We start from the raw sequence: 23,333 nt of genomic DNA, 5'->3' as shown, positions 1-23,333 counted from the left end.
TCCGGCGTCGCACACACTCGACTTGCCAGCACTCGCAAGTACCAAGGAAACCCCAATGGCAAAAATGCCCGATACTACCGATTCGGTGAAACTTCCCGAAACCAGCGCCCTGCGGCGATAAAGTCGCAGGCCGTTGAGTGTGCTCCCCGCACCCGCGGGGGTGGTCCCGCGCCAGATGCCCGCCAGGGCGCCACCCAGGAGTGCTCCCCGCACCCGCGGGGGTGGTCCCTTCTCCAACTCGGCCCGCAGCTTCAGGAGTTCGTGCTCCCCGCACCCGCGGGGGTGGTCCCGCAAAGAAGCGGGCCCCGTCCAGTGGACGGGGGTGCTCCCCGCACCCGCGGGGGTGGTCCCCCGGACATCACATCGCGCGCTCCGCGCCACCCGTGCTCCCCGCACCCGCGGGGGTGGTCCCTCGCACTCGTCCCAGGTGATTTTGGACGGGGTGTGCTCCCCGCACCCGCGGGGGTGGTCCCAACATGCTGGAGTGCGTCATGGTCGAGCAGTCGTGCTCCCCGCACCCGCGGGGGTGGTCCCTCTTCGCGCGGCCGCAGCTCCGCGACCTCGGCGTGCTCCCCGCACCCGCGGGGGTGGTCCCGGTGGATCCTGATCCGAGAGCGGTGGGAGAAGGTGCTCCCCGCACCCGCGGGGGTGGTCCCCCGTTCCACTCCTCCAGCGCCCTTGCCTCCTCGTGCTCCCCGCACCCGCGGGGGTGGTCCCCACTCGCTCCAGCCGAGTGATTCCTGGGACTGGTGCTCCCCGCACCCGCGGGGGTGGTCCCGATGCGGTTGAGTTCCATGATCAGCGCCTCACGTGCTCCCCGCACCCGCGGGGGTGGTCCCAAGCTCGCCGAGCCCTACGTCATCCGCGTCGGGTGCTCCCCGCACCCGCGGGGGTGGTCCCATAACCCGGTGGTCGATCGGTGTCCGGTACCTGTGCTCCCCGCACCCGCGGGGGTGGTCCCGGTGCGCCCGCGCCGCGCCGCCTCACTCAGATGTGCTCCCCGCACCCGCGGGGGTGGTCCCGACGCGGCCGTCTGGCCGTGATGCATAGGTGTGTGCTCCCCGCACCCGCGGGGGTGGTCCCCCCGTTCGGGTCGTACGCCCCTCTCGCCTTCGGTGCTCCCCGCACCCGCGGGGGTGGTCCCAAGACACGCCCCCTCACCCCCGAAGACGAGTTGTGCTCCCCGCACCCGCGGGGGTGGTCCCGCGCGCAGGGCAAGACCGTCTGGGAAGAGACAGTGCTCCCCGCACCCGCGGGGGTGGTCCCAAGTGGGGTGCTGGGATCGCGGACACGGTGGCGTGCTCCCCGCACCCGCGGGGGTGGTCCCCCGAAAGGACCACCGTGACCCAGCCCCGCTACGTGCTCCCCGCACCCGCGGGGGTGGTCCCCGCTGGGAGTGCCCCAACCCCGAGTGCATGATGTGCTCCCCGCACCCGCGGGGGTGGTCCCAAGTGGGGTGCTGGGATCGCGGACACGGTGGCGTGCTCCCCGCACCCGCGGGGGTGGTCCCCGCTGGGAGTGCCCCAACCCCGAGTGCATGATGTGCTCCCCGCACCCGCGGGGGTGGTCCCGACATCGACTATCTGGATCTCGACTTCTGAATGTGCTCCCCGCACCCGCGGGGGTGGTCCCAGCTCTTGGTCTGCCACGATCGGCATGTCGGAGTGCTCCCCGCACCCGCGGGGGTGGTCCCGACGACGAACTGGCGGTCCCCCTTGAGGCCGCGTGCTCCCCGCACCCGCGCGGGTGGTCCCCGTACCTATGCGATGACGTCCGACCCCGTGGAGCGCTCCCCGCACCCGCGGGGATGGTCCCTGGCCGCGGTCCTCGCGGAAGAGCACCCGGAGGTGGTCCCCGCACCCACGGGGCTGGTCCTCGTGGTCAGGTCAAGGAGAAACGCGAGGATGGGTGCTCCCCGCACCCGCAGATGTCCGCTCCAGCCTCGGCAGGGCCGCCACCCCAGCACCCGTCGGCTCGCCATAGGAGGCTGTACGCGCCGTCGGCGCCACCAAGATCCTGACCTGTCGCACTGACATTCTTGCTGGTCAGACGGGTTTATCGCTTGTACCACCAGCAGACGAAAAACCTGCTGCTGTTCGGCGCAAGCGGATCAGCAAAGCCGCTCAGCGTCACACCCCTCAGGACCCCGGCTACACCGGCATGGCCCCCGAGCCCTGACCAGCCATCACCCGCACCTGACAGCCCAGCAGAACGAGCGTCAAATGAGCGTCATTTCGGCGTCAAGATATCGTCCATAACGCCCGCAACACATACAATACACATCAGCAAAACCGCAGGTCAGGCGCCCTTCTCGGCAGGCTCCAAAATCGCCACACACTCCACATGATGCGTCATAGGAAACAAATCAAACGCCCGAAGCGTCCGCACCCGGTACCCGCCCTCCCGGAAGTACCCGATGTCCCGCGCCAGCGCCGCCGGATCGCACGCCACGTAGGCGATGCGTCGCGCGCCCAGGCCCGTCAGGTGGCGGACCGTCGCCTTGCCCGCGCCCGCCCTCGGCGGGTCCAGGACGATCAGGTCGGCCTCCGTGATGCCCGTGCGCGGGAGGACCGCTTCGACCTTGCCCTGTTCGATGCGGACGCGGTCGAAGGACGCCAGGTTGTGGCGCGCGTCCTCCACCGCCCGCTTGCCGGACTCGATGCCCAGCACCGCGCCCTTCTCGCCGACGCGGTCCGCGAGCGCGCCCGCGAAGAGGCCGACGCCGCAGTAGAGGTCGAGGGCCGTGTCGCCCTTGCGCGGGGTGAGGCCCTGCATGACGGCGAGCATCAGCGTCTCCGCCGCCTTCGGGTGGACCTGCCAGAAGCCGCCGCTGCCGACCCGGTACGTGCGGCCGTCGGCGCGCTCGCGGACGAACGCGCGGCCGTGGACGCGGTGGATGCCGCCGTCCTTCTCCTCCACCCGCATCACCGACACCGGCTTGTCCAGCTCCACGATCGGCAGGCGCGCTCCCGGCTTCGGGGCGAGGATCACCTGGCGGTCCCCTGAGCCCGTCGCCGCGATCGCCTCGATCGACGCCATGCCCGACCAGTCGCGCTCCTCGATGCCCAGTTCGGAGACGCCCTCGGCCGCGATCATGCAATGCTCGATCGGCTCGACCTCGTGCGAGCGGTGGCGGCGCAGGCCGGCGTTGCCGTCCGCGTCCACCGCGTACTGCACGCGCGTGCGCCACGACGGGACCTCGCCCGCCGGCAGCTTGTCGCCCTCGGCCGGCATGACCGTGCCGTCCCAGCCCGCCTCCTCGGGGGTCAGCCCCGCCAGCCGCTGGAGCTGCTCGGCGATGACCTCGCCCTTGAGGCGGCGCTGCGCGCCCGGCTTCGCGTGCTGCCAGTCGCAGCCGCCGCAGCGGCCGGGTCCCGCGTACGGGCAGGGGGCCTCGACCCGGTCCTTGGAGGGGTCGAGGATCGTCACCGCGTCGGCCCGGAGGAAGCGCGCGCCCTCCTCGCCCTCGGTCACGCGTGCGATGACCTTCTCGCCGGGCAGCGTGTGCCGTACGAAGAGCACCTGGCCCTCGGCCGTACGGGCGATGCAGTGGCCGCCGTGCGCGACGGGGCCGATCTCGACCTCGTACTCCTGGCCGACCAGCGAGTTCCCCGCCTGCTCGTTCTTCGGTTCTGCCTGCATGGCGGGGTGACTCCACAACGTAAAAGGGGAACGGCCGGACAACAGCCCACCAGTCTACGTGGGTGTCGTCCGGCCGCTCGCCACGGAACCAGACGGGACGGGGCAGATACTCCTAGCCCTTCTTGCTCGGCTCCTTCTTCCCCTGTTCCTTCGGTCGCTTCGTCCGCTCCACCGGACCCCTGCGCACCGCACCCGGCGCGTTCCACTCCGAGCGCCTGCGGGCCCGCTTCTTCGCGGCCTCGGAGGAGTCCAGCTGGTACGGGACCGACGTCACCATCACGCCTGGCGTGAACAGAAGGCGGCCCTTGAGGCGCAGCGCGCTCTGGTTGTGGAGCAGGTGCTCGTACCAGTGGCCCACCACGTACTCGGGGATGATCACGCTGACCACGTCGCGCGGGCTCTCCCTGCGCAGGTTCTTGACGTACTCGATGATCGGGCGGGTGATCTCGCGGTACGGCGAGTCGAGGACCTTCAGCGGGACCGTGATGCCGCGGCGCTCCCACTCCTCCTTGAGGGCCTTGGTCTCCGCCGGGTCGACGTTGATGCTGAGCGCCTCCAGGTCGTGCGAGCGCATCAGCTTCGCGTACGACAGGGCGCGCAGCGTCGGGCGGTGGATCTTGGAGACCAGGACGATCGAGTGGACCCGGGAGGGCCGCACGCTCTCGTCGCCGGGGGCGTCGGGGGCGGCGATCTCCTCGGCCACGCGGTCGTAGTGGCGCCGGATGGCCGTCATCGTCGCGTAGAAGATGCACATGCCGAGCAGCGCGACCCAGGCGCCGTGGGTGAACTTCGTGAGCAGGACGACGACCAGGACCAGGCCGGTGAAGAAGGCGCCGAACGTGTTGATCGCGCGGGAGCGGATCATGTGGCGGCGCTTGTTGGCGTCCTTCTCCTTGGCCAGGTGGCGGTTCCAGTGCCGGACCATGCCGATCTGGCTGAGCGTGAAGGAGACGAAGACGCCGACGATGTAGAGCTGGATGAGGCGGGTGGAGTCCGCGCCGTAGATGACGACGAGGAGCGCGGCCGCGCCCGCGAGCAGCACGATGCCGTTGGAGAACGCGAGGCGGTCGCCGCGGGTGTGCAGCTGGCGCGGCAGGTAGCGGTCCTGGGCCAGGATCGAGCCGAGCAGCGGGAAGCCGTTGTACGCGGTGTTGGCCGCGAGGAAGAGGACCAGCGCGGTCGCCGCGGCGAGGATCATGAAGGGGAAGCTGCCGTGGCCGAAGACGGCCTCGGCGACCTGCGAGATCACCGGGTTCTGGACGTAGTCCGAGCCGACCGGGACGCCGTTGTGGAACAGGTCCTTGCCGGGGATCTCCGCCATCCGGACCTTGGTCACCATGGCGAGGACGATGATGCCGCAGAACATGGTGACGGCCAGGCCGCCCATGAGCGCCAGCGTCGTCGCGGCGTTCTTGGACTTCGGCTTGCGGAAGGCCGGGACGCCGTTGCTGATCGCCTCGACGCCGGTGAGCGCCGCACAGCCGGAGGAGAAGGCCCGCAGCAGCAGGAAGACCAGGGCGAAGCCGGCCAGGCCCTGGTGCTCGGGCTTGATCTCGTAGTCGGCGGTGGGCGCCCGCATCGAGTCGTCGAGGACCAGGCCGCGGAAGGCGCCCCACGCGATCATGATGAAGACGCCCGCCACGAAGACGTACGTCGGGATGGCGAAGAGCTTGCCGGACTCCTTCACGCCGCGCAGGTTCATCAGCGTGAGGAGGACGATGACGGCCACCGCGCAGAGGACCTTGTGCTCGACCACGAAGGGGACCGCGGAGCCGAGGTTCTCGATGCCCGAGGAGATCGACACGGCCACGGTCAGGACGTAGTCGACGAGCAGGGCGCTGGCGACGGTGAGGCCGGCCTTGGGGCCGAGGTTGGTGGTGGCGACCTCGTAGTCGCCACCACCGCTCGGGTAGGCGTGCACGTTCTGTCGGTAGGACGCCACGACCGTGAACATCAGCACGACGACCGCGACGGCGATCCAGGGGCTGAAGTGGTAGGCCGACACACCCGCGATGGAGAGGACGAGAAGGACCTCTCCCGGCGCGTACGCCACGGAGGAGAGTGGGTCGGACGCGAAGACGGGGAGTGCGATGCGCTTCGGCAGGAGCGTTTCTCCGAGCCGGTCACTGCGCAGTGCGCGCCCGATGAGGATCCGTTTGGGCACGTCGGTCAGTTTGGACACGCAGAGGATCGTAAGCGTTCGATTGGGGGCGCGCCCACCCACCACCCCCAACTTCACCGGTTATCGGTCCTGTGCGATCCTGCGCTCCTCCTATTGCCGGGTTTTCCGGCCCGCGAAAGGCACGGGACGGCCACCAGGTGGCGCGGCCGAGCAGGAGCAGCGCCGCGGGCAGGATCATGACGCGGATCACGAAGGCGTCGAGCAGGACGGCCGCCGCGAGCACGAAGCCCATCTGCTTCATCTCCAGGATGTGCAGCATCACGAAGCTCGCGAAGACGGTGACCATGACGATCGCCGCGCTGGTCACGACCTTGGCGGAGGACGCGATGCCGTCCAGGACCGCCTGCCGCGTGGGCACTCCGTTCAGCGCCGCCTCGCGGATCCGGCTGACCACGAAGACCTGGTAGTCCATCGAGAGCCCGAAGAGGATCACGAAGAGGAAGAGCGGGACGCGCGAGGAGATGCCGTCCAGGGAGTCGAAGGCGAGCAGTCCCTCGGCCCACTCGCCCTGGAAGACGAGGACGAGCAGGCCGAGCGCGGATCCCACGGAGAGCAGGTTGAGCAGGGCGCCGAGGAGTCCGAGGACGACGGAGCGGAACGCGAGGACCGTCATGGCGAAGGTCATCAGGAGCAGGAAGCCGAGGACCAGCGGGAGCTTGCCGTTCTGGTGTCCGACGTAGTCGACGCCGCGCGCCACCTCGCCGGTGACGGCCGTCTCGGCGCCGGGCACATGGCCGACGGTGCGGGGCAGCAGATCCTTCCGGAGATGTTCGAGTGAGACTTCGGCGTTTCTCGAGTACGTGGGGTCGGCGGCGTTCAGTTCGAGCAGGGTCGTCCGGTGGTCCGCGGCGGAGCGCAGGAGCGGGGCGTCGGAGCCGCGCGCGAAGAGCGGGTCGTCCTGCGCGGCGCGGTCGAGGTCGGTCAGGGCCTCGCGTACGTCACCGGCGCGCGCGGCGTCGGCGCGGACCACCACGAAGTGCCGTACGCGCAGCTCCGGGAAGGCGTCGAGCAGCCGGTCGTACCCCTTCATGGCGTCGATGTCGCGCGAGAAGCTGTCCCGCGCCGGGTTCTTGAGGTGCATGTCGAGGGCGGGCACCGCGAGGCCCAGCATGGCGAGGACGGCGAGGCACAGGGTGAGCGCGGGGCGCTTGCGGGCCGGGGCGAGCAGGGCGGACCAGACGCGGCCCGACTCACGCTCGCCGTACGTCTCGCTCCTCCCCCGCACTCCGCTCCTCCCCCGCATCCCGCGCGTCCGGACCGGCTTGCCCTTGGCCAGGCGCTTGGCGGCGCGGCGCTCGGCGCGGCGGCCGAGCACGACGAGCAGGGCGGGCAGCACCGTCACCGAGCTGACCATGGCGACGGCGACGACCAGGATGGTGCCGGTGGCGAGCGAGTCGAAGATGACGTCACGGGCCAGGAAGAGCGCGGTGGTGGAGACGATCACGGCGAGGCCGGAGACCACGATGGCGCGGCCGGCCGTCGCCGCGGCCGCCTCGACCACCGCCGCGGAGGTGAGGCGGCCGCCGGCCCTGGCCCGCTCCTCGCGTTCGCGCTTGAGGTAGAAGAGCGTGTAGTCGACGCCGACGGCCATGCCGATGAGCAGGATCATGCTCATCCCGACGCCGGTGTCGGGCAGCAGGTGCGAGGCGAGCATCGCCAGGCCCATCGTCGCCATGATCGAGGTGACGGCGAGCAGCACCGGTACGCCGACCATGACCACCGAGCCGAAGACGACGGCGAGCGTGATCAGCGTGACGGGCAGCGTGATCGCCTCGGAGAACTGAAGGTCCTTGTTGCGCTGGTCCTCGACGCCCTTGCTCACGGAGGCGTCGCCGGTCTCCTCGACGAGCAGGCCCGGGTGGGCCTTCTTGACCTTCTCGGTCACGGCCTGGAGCGGCGGGACGTTCTTCTGGTCGTCCTGCTCGGAGCCGTGCAGCTCCACCTGGACGCGCAGCACGCGGCCGTCGGCGGAGCGCGCCGGGGGCGCCACCGACGCCACCTCGGGCAGGGCCTCCATCCGGTCGGTGACGTCCCGCACGGCGGCCGCGGCGGCCGTCTTGTCCAGCGGTCCCTTCGCGGCCCGGATCAGTACGTGTTCGGTGGACCGCAGCGGTAGACCGCCGTCCGTCGCCAGGGCCTCGGCGCGGCCCGCCTCGCCGACGCGGAAGTCCTCCGAGGTCGCGCTGTTCATGCCTGCGGCCGCGCCGACCCCCAGGCACAGCACCACGAAGACCAGCCAGCCGATGACCGCGCGCCCCGGATGCAGCGCGCTCCAGCGGGCCGCGCGGACCGTCACCGATCGCTTTCTCATTTCGTTCCCCCTCCATGCTTCACGTGTAAGCGGAGACTGACAGGTGAAGGAGCGAGCCGTCAACTGTCATTCGTATACGGACAGGAGTGGATTGACAGCGGATCCCGTCATGCGTAAGCCTTGGCTGACAGGTTTCGGGACCAGCGCGAAGGCGGGCCATGGACAGCGAGGAGCTACTCGCTTTTCTCGCTGCGGTGGGTCACGCGCAGCGCATCCGGATCATCAACGAGCTCTCCGGCGGCCAGCTGTACGTCAGCGAGCTGGCCCGGCGGCTCGGGGTGTCCCGCCCGCTGCTCTACATGCATCTCGAACGCATGGAGAAGGCCGGCCTCGTCGTCGGCCGCCTGGAGCTGTCCGACGACGGCAAGGCGCTCAAGTACTTCGAACTGGCGCCGTTCGACGTCCGGTTGAACGTGGATACGATCGTCGCCGCCCTGCGGCAGCAGCCGCCGGGAGAGGACGAGCAGCACTCATCGAGGGGGACGTCCTAGTGGACGACGTGATCATCCCGGTTGCCTTTTTCCTGATACTCGCCGGCGCGGTCGTCTCGGTCGCGTACTTCCAGACGCAGCGCAACAAGGAACGCGACCGGCAGTACGCCGACGCCATGAACGGCTACCGCGAGGCCGTCGAGCGGGCCAGGTCCGAGCAGGAGGCGAACCGTCTGCAGCTCGTCGAGCTCGGCCACCGCCTGGAGAAGGTCGAGGGTCTGCTCCGCAGCGTGGACTGAGCACCCCTGTCCCCTCACGTATGCCTCCGCGTCCCCCGCGCCCACCGTGGGTGAGTGCGCGGGAGGGGTTGCGGCTTAAGCTCGTCTCTTGGCAACGCCGCACGCTGTTGCCCCGTTCGTGCCAGCAGACTGAGAGAGAAGAGTGAGCCCGATGTTTTCGCAGGTCAGCGGGATGACCAGGAGTGCGGGGTAAGAAACAGGTGCACATCGTCATCATGGGCTGCGGCAGAGTCGGGTCCGCTCTCGCCCAGAATCTCGAACAACAGGGGCACACGGTCGCCGTCGTCGACCAGGACCCCACGGCCTTCCGCCGGCTCGGCTCCGGGTTCGGCGGCCGCCGGGTGACCGGCGTCGGCTTCGACCAGGACACCCTGCGCGAGGCCGGCATCGAGGAGGCGGGCGCCTTCGCCGCCGTCTCCAGCGGCGACAACTCCAACATCATCGCGGCCCGGGTGGCCCGCGAGATGTTCGGCATCGAGAACGTCGCGGCACGCATCTACGACCCGCGCCGCGCCGAGGTCTACCAGCGTCTGGGCATCCCGACGGTCGCCACGGTCCGCTGGACCGCCGACCAGATGCTGCGCCGGCTGCTGCCGTCCGGCGCCGAGCCGCTGTGGCGCGACCCCACCGGCGGCGTGCAGCTCGCCGAGGTGCACGCGTCGTCGGCCTGGATCGGGCACAAGATCAGCCAGCTCCAGGAGGAGACGGGCGTGCGCGTGGCCTTCCTCACCCGGCTGGGCGAGGCGGTCCTGCCGACCTCGCAGACGGTCCTGCAGGAGGGCGATCTGGTGCACGTCATGATGCGCACCGACCAGGTCGACAAGGTCGAAGCGGCGTTCGCCGAAGGCCCCGAGGAAGGCGGTCACTGATGAGGGTCGCCATTGCCGGAGCCGGCGCCGTCGGGCGCTCCATCGCCGGTGAGCTCCTGGAGAACGGCCACGAGGTCCTGCTCATCGACAAGGCGCCGACGGCCATCTCCGTCGAGCGCGTGCCGCAGGCCGAGTGGCTGCTCGCCGACGCCTGCGAGATCACGTCCCTGGACGAGGCGGCGCTGCAGCGCTGCAACGTGGTCATCGCGGCCACCGGCGACGACAAGGTCAACCTCGTCGTCTCGCTGCTCGCGAAGACCGAGTACGGCGTCCCGCGCGTCGTCGCCCGCGTCAACAACCCCAAGAACGAGTGGCTCTTCAACGAGTCCTGGGGCGTCGACGTCGCGGTCTCCACGCCGCGTCTGATGTCCGCGCTCGTCGAGGAGGCGGTGAGCGTCGGCGACCTGGTGCGCCTGCTCCGCTTCAGCCACGGCGACGCGAACCTCGTCGAGCTGACGCTGCCGCCCGAGTCGGCGCTCGCGGGCACGCAGGTCGGCGACGTCCAGTGGCCCGAGGACACCTCGCTGGTCACGATCATCCGCGGCACCCGCGTCCTCGCGCCGACCGCGGACGACTCCCTGGAGGCGGGCGACGAACTCCTCTTCGTCGCGGCCCAGGCCCGCGAGGAACAGCTGGAGGACCTGCTGTCGGTACGCCGCGAGGACGCGGTGGGCTGAGGCCTTTGCGGCAGTACGTACGGAGGGGGCGCCCGGAGGATTTCGGGCGCCCCCTCCGCGTATGTCCGAAGCAGTCCGCAGGGCGGTAGCGCGACGTTAGCCTGCCGTGCGGAGCCGCACCACCGCCGCAGCCACCGCCGGCGGCCCCGCCCAGAAAGGAAGCCGATGAGCGACTCGGTCCCCGTGTCGCGCGGTCTGCCCGTGGAGCGCGACGCGGGCCCCTTCGACCCGCCCCGCGCGATCACCCGGCTGCGCGCGGCGCGTCCGGTCAGCCCCCTGCTGTTCCCCGACGGCCACGAGGGCTGGCTCGTCACCGGTCACGACGCCGTACGCCGGCTCCTGGCCGATAACCGCTTCAGCTCCCGCCAGGACCTCGGCCCGCTCCACGTCCCGTACGAGATACCCGGCATGCCCGCCGTGACCGAGCCCTCGCCGCAGCTTCCCGGCGTGTTCATCGCCATGGACCCGCCGGACCACACCCGGCTGCGCCGCAGACTCACCGGCGCCTTCACCGTCCGGCGCATGCAGCAGTTGGAGGAGAGCGTCGTCGACATCGCCGAGCGGCGGCTGGACGCGATGGCGCGGCTGACCGCGCCCGTCGATCTGGTCAAGGAGTTCGCGCTGCCGGTGCCGTCCCTGGTGATCTGCGAACTGCTCGGGGTCCCCGCAGAGGACCGGGAGAGCTTCCAGGCCCACTCCGCCACGTTCATGGAGCGGGAGGTGGAGCTGGACACGAAGATGGCCGCTTACGGGGCGATGATGGCCTACCTGGCCGAGCTGGTCACCGCGAAGCGCGCAGAACCCGGCGACAACCTGCTGTCCGACCTGGCCCGCCACGACGACCTCGACGTCGAGGAACTGACCGGCATGGCCTTCCTGCTGCTCCTCGCCGGCCACGAGACCACCGCCAACATGCTGGCCCTCGGCACCTTCGCGCTCCTGGAACACCCCGCGCAACTGGCCGACCTGCGCGCGGACCCCGACCTGCTGCCCGGCGCGGTCGAGGAGCTGCTGCGCCACCTCTCCGTGGCCGACATCTTCTACCGCTACGCCACGGAGGACATCGAGCTCGGCGGGGAGCTCATCCGGAAGGGTTCGACCGTCGTCGTCTCCCTGCTGGCCGCCGACCGTGACCCCCGGCGCTTCGACGGCCCCGACGCCCTGGACATCCGCCGCGCCGCCCGCGGCCACCTCGCCTTCGGCCACGGCGTCCACCAGTGCCTCGGTCAGCAGCTGGCCCGCGTCGAGATGCGCGCGGGCCTGCGGAGTCTGCTGCGCCGCTTCCCGGACCTGGAACTCGCCGTCCCCGCCGGCCAGGTGCGGCTCAGGACCGACATGAACATCTACGGCGTCCACGAACTGCCGGTCACCTGGCGGACGGAACCGGTCCGGTGAGCCCGGCCTAGACCTCGCGGCGCTCCCGCTCCCGCTCCGCCTCGCGGGCCTTCTGGGCCTCCTCCTCGGCCTCCATCTCCGCGAACACGTCGATGGGCGGCGGGGCCTTCGCCAGGAAGACCCAGGTGAGGTAGACGGCGAGCAGGAACGGCGGGATCTTCAGGGCGACCAGGACCCAGCCGAACTGCGTGGTGTCCCCCCACCAGTACAGCGGGAAGAGGATCGCGCACTTGGCGAGCAGGATCAGGCCCCAGGCCCAGCTGGCCTTCGCGTAGGCCTTCTTGCGGCCGGGGTTGCGGGTGCGCCAGGAGAGGTTCTCCTTGAAGACCGGGCCGAGGATCAGGCCGATCAGCGGGGCGCCCGCGAGGGTCGTGATCATGTACGCGAGGGCGAGGCCCAGGGTGTAGAGCATGCCCGGCAGGTAGAAGTCCTTGGCGTTGCCGGTCATCATCGCGAAGACCACACCGAAGACGACGCCGAAGACGCCGCTGAAGGCGTGCTTGACGGTGTCCCTCATGACCAGGCGGACCACCACGAGCACCAGGGACACCGCGAGGGCCGCGATGGCCGACATGTGCAGGTCCTTGTTGATCGTGAAGATGGTCACGAAGAGCAGGCCGGGAACGACCGTCTCCACCATGCCCCGCACGCCGCCGAAGGCTTCGAAGAGCGCTGCCTCGGTCACGGCCCGGGAATCCGCGTCCTGATCCGTCTTCCCGTGGTCCGTCGGCTTGTCGAGGGACGTCACCGGCTACTCCCGTCCGAGGGGTCTGAGTTCGTACTTGGGGTTGAAGAGCACCCGGCGGCCCCGGCTCATCGAGATCCGGCCCGACGCGATCAACTTGCGCCCCGGTTCTATCCCCACGATGGAGCGCCTGCCCAGCCACACCACGTCCAACGCCGCCGAGCCGTCGAAAAGCTCGGCCTCCAGGGCGGGGACCCCGGCGCGTGGCCGCAGAGTGACCGTGCGCAAGGTACCAGTAACCGTGACGATCTGGCGGTCCTGGCAGTCGCCGATACGGACGCACCCGGCCGTCTCGGCGTCCTCGCGCAGCTCCTCCGACTCCAGGTCCTCCTGGGAGGAGGAGAGCCGGTCGAGCATGCGCCGGAAACGGCCCGCCGGCTTTTCGGAACCAGGAACAGCACTCATACAAGAAGCGTACCGGGGGGCGCCGACACTGCGGTAAGCGGTGCGCTCATCTGTGCTTATGTCCGCTCAGTACCCGCTGCGACCCCCGCTGAAGCAATTAATCCGGTCACTTCTCAGCCCGTCACCTCTCAGCCAGTCACCCCCCAGCCCGTCACTTCTCGAACCGGTATCCCATGCCGGGCTCCGTGATGAAGTGGCGCGGGTGCGCCGGGTCCGTCTCCAGCTTGCGGCGCAGCTGCGCCATGTAGACGCGCAGGTAGTTCGTCTCCGTGCCGTACGAGGGCCCCCAGACCTCCTGGAGCAGCTGCTTCTGGCTGACCAGGCGGCCGGTGTTGCGCACCAGGACCTCCAGGAGGTGCCACTCCGTGGGCGTGAGGCGTACGTCGCGGCCCGCGCGGTTGACTTTCTTCGCGGCCAGGTCGACGGAGAAGTCCCCGGTGTCGACCAGCACGTCGCCCTCGCCGGGCCCGGTGGGCTCCGCCCTGCGCACGGCGGCGCGCAGCCGGGCGAGGAGCTCGTCCATGCCGAAGGGCTTGGTCACGTAGTCGTCGGCGCCCGCGTCCAGCGCCTCGACCTTCTCGTCCGAGCTGTGCCGGGCGGACAGGACCAGGATCGGCACGCGCGTCCAGCCGCGCAGCCCCCTGATGACCTCCACGCCGTCCATGTCGGGCAGACCGAGGTCGAGCACGATCACGTCGGGGTGGCGGGCGGCGGCGACCTGCAGCGCGGTGGCGCCGTCGGGGGCCGAGTCCACCTCGTACTTGCGCGCCTTCAGGTTGATGACGAGGGCGCGCACGATCTGCGGCTCGTCGTCGACCACGAGCACCCGGGTCATGCGTACCTGCCTTTCTGGCATCTGTTCGGGGTCACCTGCATCCCTTCGGGGTCACGAGCATCCGTTCGGGGTCACGAGGTGACCTGGGCCGAGAGCTCGGGACGGGCCGTGGGCCGCCCGGTCGCGGCCCGCAGGGTGAGGACCATGGTCAGGCCGCCGCCGGGGGTGTCCTCGGCGGCGAGGGTGCCGCCCATGGCCTCGGCGAAGCCGCGGGCGACGGCGAGGCCGAGGCCCACCCCGGCACCGCGCGGAGCGTCACCGTAGCGCTGGAAGGGCGCGAAGATGCGGTCCTTGGCGCTGTCGGGGACCCCGGGCCCGCGGTCCACCACGCGTATCTCGACGCGCTCGCCCAGGGCGCTGGCGGAGACCTTGACGGGGACGCCATCGGGGGCGTACTTCACGGCGTTCTCGACGACGTTGGCGACCGCCCGCTCCAGGAGGCCCTTGTCGACGGCGACCATCGGCAGTGTCTCGGGGATGTCGAGGTCCGCGCTGCCGTCGGGGACGCCGCCGAGCGCCATGGGGACGACCTCGTCGAGGTCGACCTCGCGGATCAGCGGGGTGACGGTGCCGGTCTGCAGGCGGGACATGTCCAGCAGGTTGCCGACGAGGTGTTCCAGGCGGTCGGCGCCCGCCTCGATGCCCTCCAGGAGCTCGGCCTCGTCCTCCTCGGACCACTCCACGTCGTCGGAGCGCAGCGAGGACACGGCCGCCTTGATGCCCGCGAGGGGGGTGCGCAGGTCGTGGCTGACGGCGGCGAGCAGGGCGGTGCGGATGCGGTTGCCCTCGGCGAGGGTGCGGGCCTGGTCGGCCTCGGACTGCAGGCGCTGGCGGTCCAGGACGACGGCGGCCTGCGCGGCGAAGGCGGCGAGGACGCGGCGGTCCGCCGCGGGCAGGACGCGGCCGGAGAGGGCGAGCGCCATGTGGTCGCCGACCGGCATGTCGACGTCGGCCTCCTCGGGGCGGGTCAGCGGGCGGCCGTCGCCCGCGCTGCCGGCGCAGGTCCAGGGGTCGGTGTCGCCCGCGCGTTCCAGGAGGGCGACGGAGTCCATCGCGAAGGTCTCCCGGACCCGCTCCAGGAGGGCCTCCAGGCTGGTCTCGCCGCGCAGCACGCTGCCGGCGAGGAAGGAGAGTATCTCCGCCTCCGCCCGCAGCCGGGCGGCCTGGGCGGTGCGCCGGGCGGCGAGGTCCACCACGGACGCCACCGACACCGCGACGCCCACGAAGACGGCGATCGCCACGATGTTGTTGTTGTCGGAGACCGTCCACAGGTGCAGCGGTGGCGTGAAGTAGTAGTTGAGCAGCAGCGAACCGAACGCCGCGGACGCGAGCGCCGGGAGCAGCCCGCCCACCAGCGCCGCGGCGACCGTCAGCGTCAGGAACAGCAGCATGTCGTTGGCGAGGCCGAGGTCGGCGTCGACGTGGGTGAGCAGCACGGTCAGCAGGGCGGGTCCCGCGACGCCGACCAGCCAGCCCCAGATGACCCGGGAGCGGCCCAGCCTGGCCCCCCGGGCGACGGGCAGTCCGCGCCCCTTGGCGACCTCCCCGTGCGTGACGATGTGCACGTCCAGGTCGGGGCCCGAGTCGCGGGCGACGGTCGCGCCGACGCCGGGCCCGAAGACGTACTGCCAGGTCTTGCGGCGCGAGGAGCCGAGGACGATCTGGGTGGCGTTGACGCCGCGCGCGAAGTCCAGGAGCGCGGCCGGTATGTCGTCGCCGATGACGTGGTGGAAGGTGCCGCCGAGGTCCTCGACCAGGGTGCGCTGGACGGCGAGTTCCTTGGGGGACGCGCCGGTCAGGCCGTCGCTGCGGGCGATGTAGACGGCGAGGATCTCGCTGCCGGAGCCCTTGGCGGCCATCCGGGAGGCGCGTCTGATCAGGGTGCGGCCCTCGGGTCCGCCGGTGAGGCCGACGACGATGCGCTCGCGGGCCTGCCAGGTGGAGCGGATGTTGTGCTCGCCCCGGTACTGCTGGAGGTACTCGTCGACGCGGTCGGCGACCCAGAGCAGCGCGAGTTCGCGCAGCGCCGTGAGGTTGCCGGGCCGGAAGTAGTTCGACAGGGACGCGTCGATGCGGTCGGACTGGTAGACGTTGCCGTGCGCCATGCGGCGGCGCAGCGCCTCGGGCGACATGTCGACCAGTTCGATCTGGTCGGCCCTGCGCACCACCTCGTCGGGGACGGTCTCGCGCTGGCGCACGCCGGTGATCGACTCGACGACGTCGCCGAGGGACTCCAGGTGCTGGATGTTGACGGTCGAGACGACGTCGATGCCGGCGGTGAGGAGCTCCTCGACGTCCTGCCAGCGCTTGGCGTTGCGCGAGCCGGGGACGTTGGTGTGGGCGAGCTCGTCGACCAGGGCGACGGCGGGGGCGCGCCGCAGCACCTCGTCGACGTCCATCTCGGTGAAGGCCGTGCCGCGGTACTCCAGGTCCTTGCGGGGCACCTGTTCGAGGCCGGTCAGCATCACCTCGGTGCGCGGCCTGCCGTGGTGCTCCACGAAGGCGACGACGCAGTCGGTGCCGCGTTCGGTACGGCGGTGCGCCTCGGAGAGCATGGCGTACGTCTTGCCGACGCCCGGTGCCGCACCGAGGTAGATCCGTAGCTTGCCGCGTGCCATGGCCTCATTGTCTTCCCGAAACTGCTGTGTACGCAGCGTCGACCTTACGGCCAATAATTCCGGCATTACGGACGAGGGGGCACGGGGGTGCGGTCCTTGACACAACCCTGATGCGGACGAGGGGCGCCCGCATCAGGGCCGGTGGCGGACGGTGGGGTCAGCGCGGGTTGGCGGCGTGCGTCAGGGTCTCCCAGGCGACGAACAGGTTGTTGGAGCCCGCCGGACGGTTCTGTTCCGTGAGCTTCTGGGTGTTGGTCATGGGCTGGCCCAGGCGGCCGGCGAGGGCGTTGTAGCCGACCTCGGTGACGGGCCCGAGGCCGCGGTGGACGGTGCCCTTGCAGAGCGAGGCCGGGGGCGCCTCCCCCAGCTCGTACTTGGCCTGGAAGCCGAGCCCCTGGCGCAGCCGTTCGCCGACGTCCGTGCCGTAGAGGTCCTGGCCCTGGATGCGGCTGGTCTCGGCCACGTGGGAGATCGCGGAGAGGCCGTATCCGGTGTGGGTGAAGTCGCGGCAGGTCTCCTGGGTGAGGCCGGTGGTGAACGTGCCCTGGCCCTGCCAGTACTTGACGATCTTGTCGCGGGTGTCGAGGTGCTGGCCGGGCACGGTCTTGGGCAGCGCGCCGTCGGAGGCGAGGTAGACGTACGCGGCCGTGCGCGTGCGGAACGTCGCCATCGCCTCGTCGTACGACGCCTTGTCCTCCAGGAAGACGGAGATGCCGACGGCGGCCTCCATCATCGAGAGCTCCCAGTTCCCGTTGGAGTTCGAGCCGTTGATGACCTCGGGGAGGTAGACGGTGCGCAACATGGTCCCGAAGCGGCCCGAGTTGGCCCAGTTCCCGGAGTACGTGTACTTGATGATCTCGGCGGCGCGCGGCCAGCTGGAGCCCGCCCAGCCGGTCTGCAGCGGCGCGTTGCTGTTGGTGTGGTCCTTGAGGGTGGCCGACCAGGCGTCCATCAGCTCGATGGACTTCTTCGCGTACCGCTCGTCCCGCGTGATGTACCAGGCGAGGGCGGTGGTGTACGCGGCTATCGCGTCCTCGCGCTCGTCGGTGCAGCCGTAGTTGGGGTCGGAGTACGAGCCGCACTCCACGACCGCGCGGGGCTTGGGGGTGCGCGAGAGGGAGGCGTACTTGCTGCCCATCATCTGGTCGTAGGCGGACTTCCAGGGCTGGGCGCCGGCGGTGACCTTCTCGCGGGTGAAGTCCAACTGGCCGCGGGAGACGGTGACTCCGGGGTGGACGAAGGCCGAGGGCGCCGCCTCGGCCCGGTCGGCGCCGGGGAAGGCGACGAACCCGGCGATCAGGGCGGTGACCGCGGCGACGGCGGCCGCGCCGGCGGTGCGGCGGGCTCTGCGGGGGCGTGCGGGGGCGGGGGCGTACGGCATGGGGGGACCATCCGTTCTCGTATGAGAGAGCTCGGGTTCTCGTATGTGAACGTCAAGCGCCTTTATGAACACGCGCGTTGGCCCGTGACCATAGGTACGGACCTGACGTCCGTCAAGACGTGGCGTCGGAGAACCCGCGCACCGCACGGGCGTACACACATGTGGCCCGCGGCGGCACCGGATGAACCGGAACCGCCGCGGGCCACAAGGGAGTTCGAGGAGCGGTCAGCGCACCTCGGTGATCTCGGGGCCGCGCTGCAGCTGCCCCATGCCACCGGAGAAGCGCGAGCCCTCCTGCTGCTCCTGCTGCACGTTCTCGGCGACCATCTGGGCGTCGTCCGGCAGCTTCAGGACGATCGGGTCGCGGGGCGCCATCGGGCCCTCGCCGCGCACCACGACCGTGTCCCGGAAGATCTGCTCCAACAGACCCGCGGCCTGCGGCTGCACCGCGCCCTGGCCGGAGATCACACCGCGCAGGAACCAGCGCGGCCCGTCGACGCCGATGAAGCGCACGACCTGCACGCCACCCGTGCCGTCGGGCAGCTGCACCGGCACCTGGGCGCGCAGCTCCCAGCCGAGGGGGCCCTCGACCTCGTCGATGACACCGCCCTGCTGGGTGATGCCCGAGGCGATCTCCTCGCGGACCTCGCCCCAGATGCCCTCCTTCTTGGGGGCGGCGAAGCCCTGCAGCTGGATGGCGCTGTCCTGGAGCACGACGGTGGCCGCGACGATCGCGTCGCCCGCGACCTCCACCCGCAGCTCCATGCCCTCGACGCCCGGCACGAAGAGCCCGCCGAGGTCCACCCGGCCCTCGCCGGGCTCACGGACCTCCGAGAGGTCCCAGGGGCCGTCGGGACGAGGCTCGGGCTCGAGCCTCACGCGCGAGCGCGCGGCGCCGGCGTCAGCGGAGTCATCGCTGTCCACGCCGTCGACGACCTGCTCGTCCGCGCCCGCCGCATCCTCGGCGGCACTGTCCTTCTTGCGACGTCCGAACACGTCACTGTCCTTCCCGGTCGGATACGACCGATGCGTATCGATTCCCACCCGTTTGTTCGACCGGGCTCACGCCCGAGCCGACGCCCACGGCAGCATGGCCACCGGTGGACCCGAAGCCCCCCTCGGCCCGCGCCGATGCGGGAAGCTCCGCCACCTCCTGGAAGCGAACCTTCTCGACCTGCTGGACGACCAGTTGGGCAATCCGGTCGAAGCGCTCGAACCGCACTGCCTCGCGCGGGTCGAGATTCACCACGATCACCTTGATCTCTCCACGGTACCCGGCATCCACCGTCCCCGGGGCATTCACCAGAGCGACACCGCAGCGGGCGGCGAGCCCCGAACGGGGGTGCACGAAGGCCGCGTACCCCTCGGGGAGCGCGATGGACACCCCGGTCGGCAGCACCGCTCGTTCCCCCGGCGCCAGTTCGCGGGATTCGGTCGTCCGCAGATCGGCGCCCGCGTCGCCGGGCTGCGCGTACGCCGGCAGCGGTACGTCGGGGTCGACGCGCCTGATCAGTACGTTCAGCTCGTGGGGGGACGTCACGGGTTCACCTCGAAAGCGCGGGCGCGCCGGACCTGGTCCGGGTTGTTCATGGCGGCCTGGATCTCCTCCGGGCGGCCGTTGTCGATGAAGTGGTCGACCTTCACCTCGATGAAGAGGGCGTCGGCGCGGACCGCGACAGGCCCCTCGGGGCCGCCGAGCCGGCCGGTGGCGGTCGAATAGATCTTCCGGCCGGCGACGGCGGTGACCTCGGCCTCCAGGAACAGCACGGTGCCGAGCGGCACCGGCCGCACGAAGTCGGTCTCCAGGCGGCCGGTCACGGCGATCACCCGCAGCAGCCAGTTCAGCGAGCCCAGCGTCTCGTCGAGCGCGGTGGCCAGGACGCCGCCGTGGGCGAGGCCCGGCGCGCCCTGGTGGGCCTCGCGCACGGTGAACTCGGCGGTGACGGCCACGCCCTCGCCGGCCCGCGCGGCCAGATGCAGTCCGTGTGCCTGGCCCTCGCCACAGCCGAAACAGTGTTCGTAGTGGGCGCCGATCAGCTCGCCGGGAGCGGGCGCGTCGGGGTGGCGGACGGGCGCTGTCGCGTCGGCCGGGGGCTTCAGAGCTGCAGATGTACCACTCACAGGCGCAGACCTTACCTCCGCGTCAGCGCGGCGACCGCACCGTGCCAAGCTTGGTCGCATGCAGCCTTATGAAGAACGCCTGACCGCGCCCCGTTCCTGGTGGTTCACCTCGGTCCTGGTGGGCGTCGCGATGGCCCTGATCCTGCTGCCGTTCGGCACGCTGCCGCTGCTCGGCGGACTGGTCGGCGGCACGGCCGTGGCAGCGGTCGTCACCAGCGCGTACGGCGCGGTGCGGATCCGGGTGGTGGCGGGCTCGCTGGTCGCGGGGGACGCGAAGATCCCGGTGTCGGCCCTGGGTGACGCGGAGGTCCTGACGGGCGAGGAGACGCGCGCCTGGCGCACGTACAAGGCGGACCCGCGCGCCTACATGCTGCTGCGCGCCTACATCCCCACGGCGCTGCGCGTGGACATCACGGACCCGGAGGACCCCACCCCGTACGTGTACGTCTCCACACGCCACCCGGAAGAGCTGGCGGCGGCACTGAAGTCGGTGCGCGAGAGCGCCTAGGGCGCCGGAGGCGGTCAGCGCCCCAGCTCCCGGGGGCTCTCCCCCATCCGCAGCGGGTCGTCGGGCTTTTCGAGGGGCGGCAGCTCCGGCAGCGCGTCCCACGGCACCTGGGTCTTGCGCAGGTCCCGGCGGATCCGCTCGGCCAGCTTCCTGGTGTCACGGCGGTTCATGACCGCTCCGACCGCGGCGCCCACCATGAAGGGCATCAGGCTCGGCAGGTTCCGGACCATCCGCTTCATGATCTGCTGGCGCAGCTCGCGCTTCATCTGGCCGCCGAGCGCGGTGTTGAAGGTGGCCGGTTTGGTGACGTCGACGCCACGCTCCTCCGACCAGGAGTTCAAATAGGCCGTGCTGCGCTGCTTGAGGTTGCCCTCGGGCCGTCGGCCGTAGACCTCGTGCAGCTCGGCGATGAGCTTCAGCTCTATGGCGGCGACGCCGGTGATCTCCGCCGCGAGTTCGGCGGGCATCGCGGGCGGCACCGGCAGCATCGCGGCGGCTCCCACGCCCGCGCCCACGGTGGACGTGGCGTTGGCGGCACCCGCGACGAGTTTGTCCGCGAGCTGCTCGGGGCCGAGGCCCGGGAACTGCTTGCGGAGGGTCGCCAGATCGCGGACCGGGATCCGCGGGGCGTTCTCGATGAGCCGGTCGGCGAGGTAACCGAGGCCGGCCTTGGCACCGCGTCCGCCCTTGCGCACGCCGTGCATCACTCCGCTCGTGACGGCGGCAACGCGGCCCCTGGACCCGGCCTCAGTGGCCTCGCCCGCCTTCCGGGTGGTCCTGGGCGCCTTGCCGGCCGCCGTCTCGTCCGGCAGCGCCCCAGGGGCGTCCGCCGGCTCGAGCGAGGCTGCTCCGGGCTCGGAAGAGCCCCGCTCGTCGTCACGCACACCGGCGTCCGGGACGCCGGCCATGTCCGCTCCGCGCTTGCGGAAGCGGCGCTTCCTGGACGGGGTCGAGCCAGTCACGGCCGACCCCGCCTCAGTCGCAGTCGCGGCAGATCGGCTGGCCGTTCTTCTCGCGGGCCAGCTGACTGCGGTGGTGCACCAGGAAGCAGCTCATGCAGGTGAACTCGTCCTGCTGCTTCGGGAGCACGCGGACCGCGAGCTCCTCGTTGGAAAGGTCGGCGCCGGGCAGCTCGAGGCCTTCGGCGGCCTCGAACTCGTCGACGTCGACAGCCGAGGTCGACTTGTCGTTCCGCCGTGCCTTGAGTTCCTCGATGCTGTCCTCGTTGACGTCATCGTCGGTCTTACGTGGGGTGTCGTAGTCCGTTGCCATGTCGCTCTCCCCCTCTGGGTGTCTGCGGTGTCTCAAGCGCTCGTAACGCGTGAGAGGCCGGACTTGTGCCCGACCTGAGGCGGAGATTTTGCCTCACATCAAGGTCTGTTACTCAATCGACACCCAACCGCACCCCTGAAGAGGTGATCGGTTTGGATGGCGATCGGGACCGTACACGGTCCGAATGTCGCACTTCACAGGCGCCACCCCGTGTACTTCCCGTGATCAAGACCCCTGAAAACCCGGATTTTCCCGGCTTTCCGACGACTTTCACGATCACGGAGAGTAGATGGCCGAAAAATCGCCCCTGTGATCGATCACACAGGAAATCTCCGGGAACAGATCCGAAAATTCCGCGTAAAGCGAACATCGCGGCGCGTCCGCGGCAGCATCTCAGAGAGGAAGGGTGACTCGCATCACGAGCCCTCCCCCCTCGCGCGGCTCCGCGATGATACGGCCCCCGTGGGCGCGCGCCACCGACCGGGCGATCGACAGGCCGAGACCGACGCCCTTGTCGCTGCCCGTCCGCTCGGTCCGCAGCCGCCGGAACGGCTCGAAGAGGTTGTCGATCTCGTACGCGGGCACCACCGGGCCCGTGTTCGACACCACCAGGACCGCCTGGCCGTGCTGGGCCTCCGTGGTGACCTCGACCCACCCCGCGTCCGGCACGTTGTACCGCACGGCGTTCTGGACGAGGTTCAGGGCGATCCGCTCCAGGAGGACGCCGTTGCCCTGCACGACGGCCGGAGCGCGCTCCCCGCGGATCTCCACGCCCTTCGCGTCGGCCTCGGCGCGCACCTGGTCGACGGCGCGGTCGGCGACCTCGGCGAGGTCGACCGGTTTGCGCTCCACGATCTGGTTGTCGCTGCGGGCGAGCAGCAGCAGGCCCTCCACGAGCTGCTCACTGCGTTCGTTGGTGGCGAGCAGGGTCTTGCCGAGCTGATGGAGCTCGGGCGGCGCCCCCGGGTCGGAGAGCGACACCTCGAGAAGCGTGCGGTTGATCGCCAGGGGGGTGCGCAGTTCGTGCGAGGCGTTGCCCACGAACCGCTGCTGGGCGGTGAAGGCCCGCTCCAGGCGGTCCAGCATCTCGTCGAAGGTGTCCGAGAGCTCCTTCAGCTCGTCGTCGGGCCCGTCCAGCTCGATGCGGCGGGACAGGTCCGTGCCGGCCACCCGCCGCGCGGTGCGCGTGATGCGGCCGAGCGGCGAGAGCACGCGGCCCGCCATCGCGTACCCGAAGGCGAAGGCGATCACGGCGAGGCCGAGCAGGGCGAGCAGCGAACGGCTGAGCAGGTTGTCCAGGGCGTGCTGGCGCACCTGGTTGACGCACTCGTTGAGGGCGTCGTTGAGCTGTACCTCGGAGGGACGCTCGGGCAGCCCGTGGAAGCTCGCGCAGGTGCTGCTGCTCACCTGGCTGTTGCCGGTGACGGTGAAGGGCAGCTCACTGCCCACGTTCAGCGCCTGGGCGGCGAGCAGATAGATGATCGAGAGCAGCAGGATGCCCGCGATCAGGAACATCCCGCCGTAGAGCAGGGTGAGCCGTATACGGATGGTGGGGCGCAGCCACGGGAAGGGCGGTTCGACCTTCCGCGGGTCCCACGTGGGCTTCGGAGGCGCTCCTGGTGGCGCCGGGGTCGCGGCCACC

At 70.7% G+C, this 23,333-nt stretch carries 20 protein-coding genes and 1 CRISPR repeat array; of the genes, 6 read left to right on the top strand and 14 right to left on the bottom strand.

All coding sequences use genetic code 11. The features are described from left to right. Window positions 1-139: 139 nt before the first annotated feature. Window positions 140-1,876: a CRISPR direct-repeat array (repeat unit 29 nt; unit sequence GTGCTCCCCGCACCCGCGGGGGTGGTCCC). A 422-nt stretch (window positions 1,877-2,298) separates the two neighbouring features. From ACZ6CV_RS20320 to ACZ6CV_RS20310, 3 genes are all read right to left on the bottom strand, one after another. Next, complete coding sequence (locus ACZ6CV_RS20320; protein WP_469252135.1) at window positions 2,299-3,642, bottom strand: class I SAM-dependent RNA methyltransferase; 1,344 nt, start codon at window positions 3,640-3,642, stop codon at window positions 2,299-2,301. A 112-nt stretch (window positions 3,643-3,754) separates the two neighbouring features. Then, complete coding sequence (locus tag ACZ6CV_RS20315) at window positions 3,755-5,824, bottom strand: APC family permease (protein ID WP_469252134.1); 2,070 nt, start codon at window positions 5,822-5,824, stop codon at window positions 3,755-3,757. Beyond that, the gene (locus ACZ6CV_RS20310) at window positions 5,766-8,135 is read right to left on the bottom strand and encodes an MMPL family transporter (RefSeq protein WP_469252133.1); all 2,370 of its coding nucleotides are present in this window, start codon (window positions 8,133-8,135) and stop codon (window positions 5,766-5,768) included. The genes ACZ6CV_RS20315 and ACZ6CV_RS20310 overlap by 59 nt, the downstream gene beginning before the upstream one ends. A gap of 158 nt (window positions 8,136-8,293) precedes the next feature. Between ACZ6CV_RS20310 and ACZ6CV_RS20305 the strand changes: the two genes are divergently transcribed. The 5 genes from ACZ6CV_RS20305 (at window position 8,294) to ACZ6CV_RS20285 (ending at window position 11,806) form a co-directional block, all read left to right on the top strand. Continuing rightward, window positions 8,294-8,626, top strand: a complete 333-nt coding sequence (locus ACZ6CV_RS20305; RefSeq protein WP_469252132.1) for an ArsR/SmtB family transcription factor — start codon at window positions 8,294-8,296, stop codon at window positions 8,624-8,626. Between the two features lie 8 nt (window positions 8,627-8,634). Next, on the top strand, window positions 8,635-8,865 hold the full coding sequence (locus ACZ6CV_RS20300; protein WP_355804510.1) for a hypothetical protein: 231 nt from the start codon (window positions 8,635-8,637) through the stop codon (window positions 8,863-8,865). A gap of 200 nt (window positions 8,866-9,065) precedes the next feature. After that, window positions 9,066-9,734: a potassium channel family protein gene (locus tag ACZ6CV_RS20295; RefSeq protein ID WP_055565843.1), complete on the top strand. Its 669-nt coding sequence runs from the start codon at window positions 9,066-9,068 to the stop codon at window positions 9,732-9,734. Beyond that, a complete protein-coding gene (locus tag ACZ6CV_RS20290) occupies window positions 9,734-10,411 on the top strand; it encodes a potassium channel family protein (protein ID WP_062770899.1) in 678 nt (225 codons plus the stop codon). The genes ACZ6CV_RS20295 and ACZ6CV_RS20290 overlap by 1 nt, the downstream gene beginning before the upstream one ends. 165 nt (window positions 10,412-10,576) lie before the next feature. Continuing rightward, a complete protein-coding gene (locus tag ACZ6CV_RS20285) occupies window positions 10,577-11,806 on the top strand; it encodes a cytochrome P450 (RefSeq protein WP_469252131.1) in 1,230 nt (409 codons plus the stop codon). A gap of 7 nt (window positions 11,807-11,813) precedes the next feature. Here the strand turns inward: ACZ6CV_RS20285 and ACZ6CV_RS20280 are convergent, their stop codons facing one another. The 8 genes from ACZ6CV_RS20280 to ACZ6CV_RS20245 form a co-directional block, all read right to left on the bottom strand. Continuing rightward, on the bottom strand, window positions 11,814-12,554 hold the full coding sequence (locus ACZ6CV_RS20280; protein WP_355804505.1) for a DUF3159 domain-containing protein: 741 nt from the start codon (window positions 12,552-12,554) through the stop codon (window positions 11,814-11,816). A gap of 3 nt (window positions 12,555-12,557) precedes the next feature. Beyond that, complete coding sequence (locus ACZ6CV_RS20275) at window positions 12,558-12,956, bottom strand: OB-fold nucleic acid binding domain-containing protein (protein WP_355804503.1); 399 nt, start codon at window positions 12,954-12,956, stop codon at window positions 12,558-12,560. 151 nt (window positions 12,957-13,107) lie between these two features. Further along, window positions 13,108-13,791 carry a response regulator gene (locus tag ACZ6CV_RS20270; RefSeq protein WP_355806220.1) on the bottom strand — a complete coding sequence of 228 codons (684 nt, stop codon included), beginning with the start codon at window positions 13,789-13,791 and terminating at the stop codon, window positions 13,108-13,110. 71 nt (window positions 13,792-13,862) lie between these two features. Then, window positions 13,863-16,409, bottom strand: a complete 2,547-nt coding sequence (locus ACZ6CV_RS20265) for an ATP-binding protein (RefSeq protein WP_469252130.1) — start codon at window positions 16,407-16,409, stop codon at window positions 13,863-13,865. A 157-nt stretch (window positions 16,410-16,566) separates the two neighbouring features. After that, the gene (locus tag ACZ6CV_RS20260; RefSeq protein ID WP_469252129.1) at window positions 16,567-17,790 is read right to left on the bottom strand and encodes an alginate lyase family protein; all 1,224 of its coding nucleotides are present in this window, start codon (window positions 17,788-17,790) and stop codon (window positions 16,567-16,569) included. Between the two features lie 225 nt (window positions 17,791-18,015). Next, the gene (locus ACZ6CV_RS20255; protein WP_469252128.1) at window positions 18,016-18,786 is read right to left on the bottom strand and encodes a DUF3710 domain-containing protein; all 771 of its coding nucleotides are present in this window, start codon (window positions 18,784-18,786) and stop codon (window positions 18,016-18,018) included. 1 nt (window position 18,787) lies between these two features. Continuing rightward, complete coding sequence (dut, locus tag ACZ6CV_RS20250) at window positions 18,788-19,330, bottom strand: dUTP diphosphatase (protein WP_469252127.1); 543 nt, start codon at window positions 19,328-19,330, stop codon at window positions 18,788-18,790. Beyond that, entirely contained in the window at window positions 19,327-19,911 is a 585-nt protein-coding gene (locus ACZ6CV_RS20245; RefSeq protein ID WP_469252126.1) for a PaaI family thioesterase, read from the bottom strand. Before ACZ6CV_RS20245 ends, dut begins: the two co-directional genes overlap by 4 nt. Window positions 19,912-19,969: 58 nt before the next feature. Here ACZ6CV_RS20245 and ACZ6CV_RS20240 point away from each other — a divergent pair, with 58 nt between their 5' ends. Then, the gene (locus tag ACZ6CV_RS20240) at window positions 19,970-20,419 is read left to right on the top strand and encodes a DUF3093 domain-containing protein (protein WP_358705912.1); all 450 of its coding nucleotides are present in this window, start codon (window positions 19,970-19,972) and stop codon (window positions 20,417-20,419) included. Window positions 20,420-20,433: 14 nt separating this feature from the next. Here ACZ6CV_RS20240 and ACZ6CV_RS20235 read toward each other — a convergent pair whose 3' ends face one another. The 3 genes from ACZ6CV_RS20235 to ACZ6CV_RS20225 form a co-directional block, all read right to left on the bottom strand. Next, complete coding sequence (locus tag ACZ6CV_RS20235; protein ID WP_469252125.1) at window positions 20,434-21,381, bottom strand: hypothetical protein; 948 nt, start codon at window positions 21,379-21,381, stop codon at window positions 20,434-20,436. A gap of 13 nt (window positions 21,382-21,394) precedes the next feature. Then, window positions 21,395-21,691, bottom strand: a complete 297-nt coding sequence (locus ACZ6CV_RS20230) for a DUF4193 domain-containing protein (RefSeq protein ID WP_055544889.1) — start codon at window positions 21,689-21,691, stop codon at window positions 21,395-21,397. A gap of 393 nt (window positions 21,692-22,084) precedes the next feature. Then, on the bottom strand, window positions 22,085-23,332 hold the full coding sequence (locus ACZ6CV_RS20225) for a sensor histidine kinase (protein WP_355804486.1): 1,248 nt from the start codon (window positions 23,330-23,332) through the stop codon (window positions 22,085-22,087). Window position 23,333 lies beyond the last annotated feature (1 nt).

This window comes from Streptomyces sp. NPDC041713 (assembly GCF_055591085.1).
The sequence above is the reverse complement of the archived record's forward strand: the minus strand, read 5'-3'. Positions and strand labels throughout refer to the sequence as shown.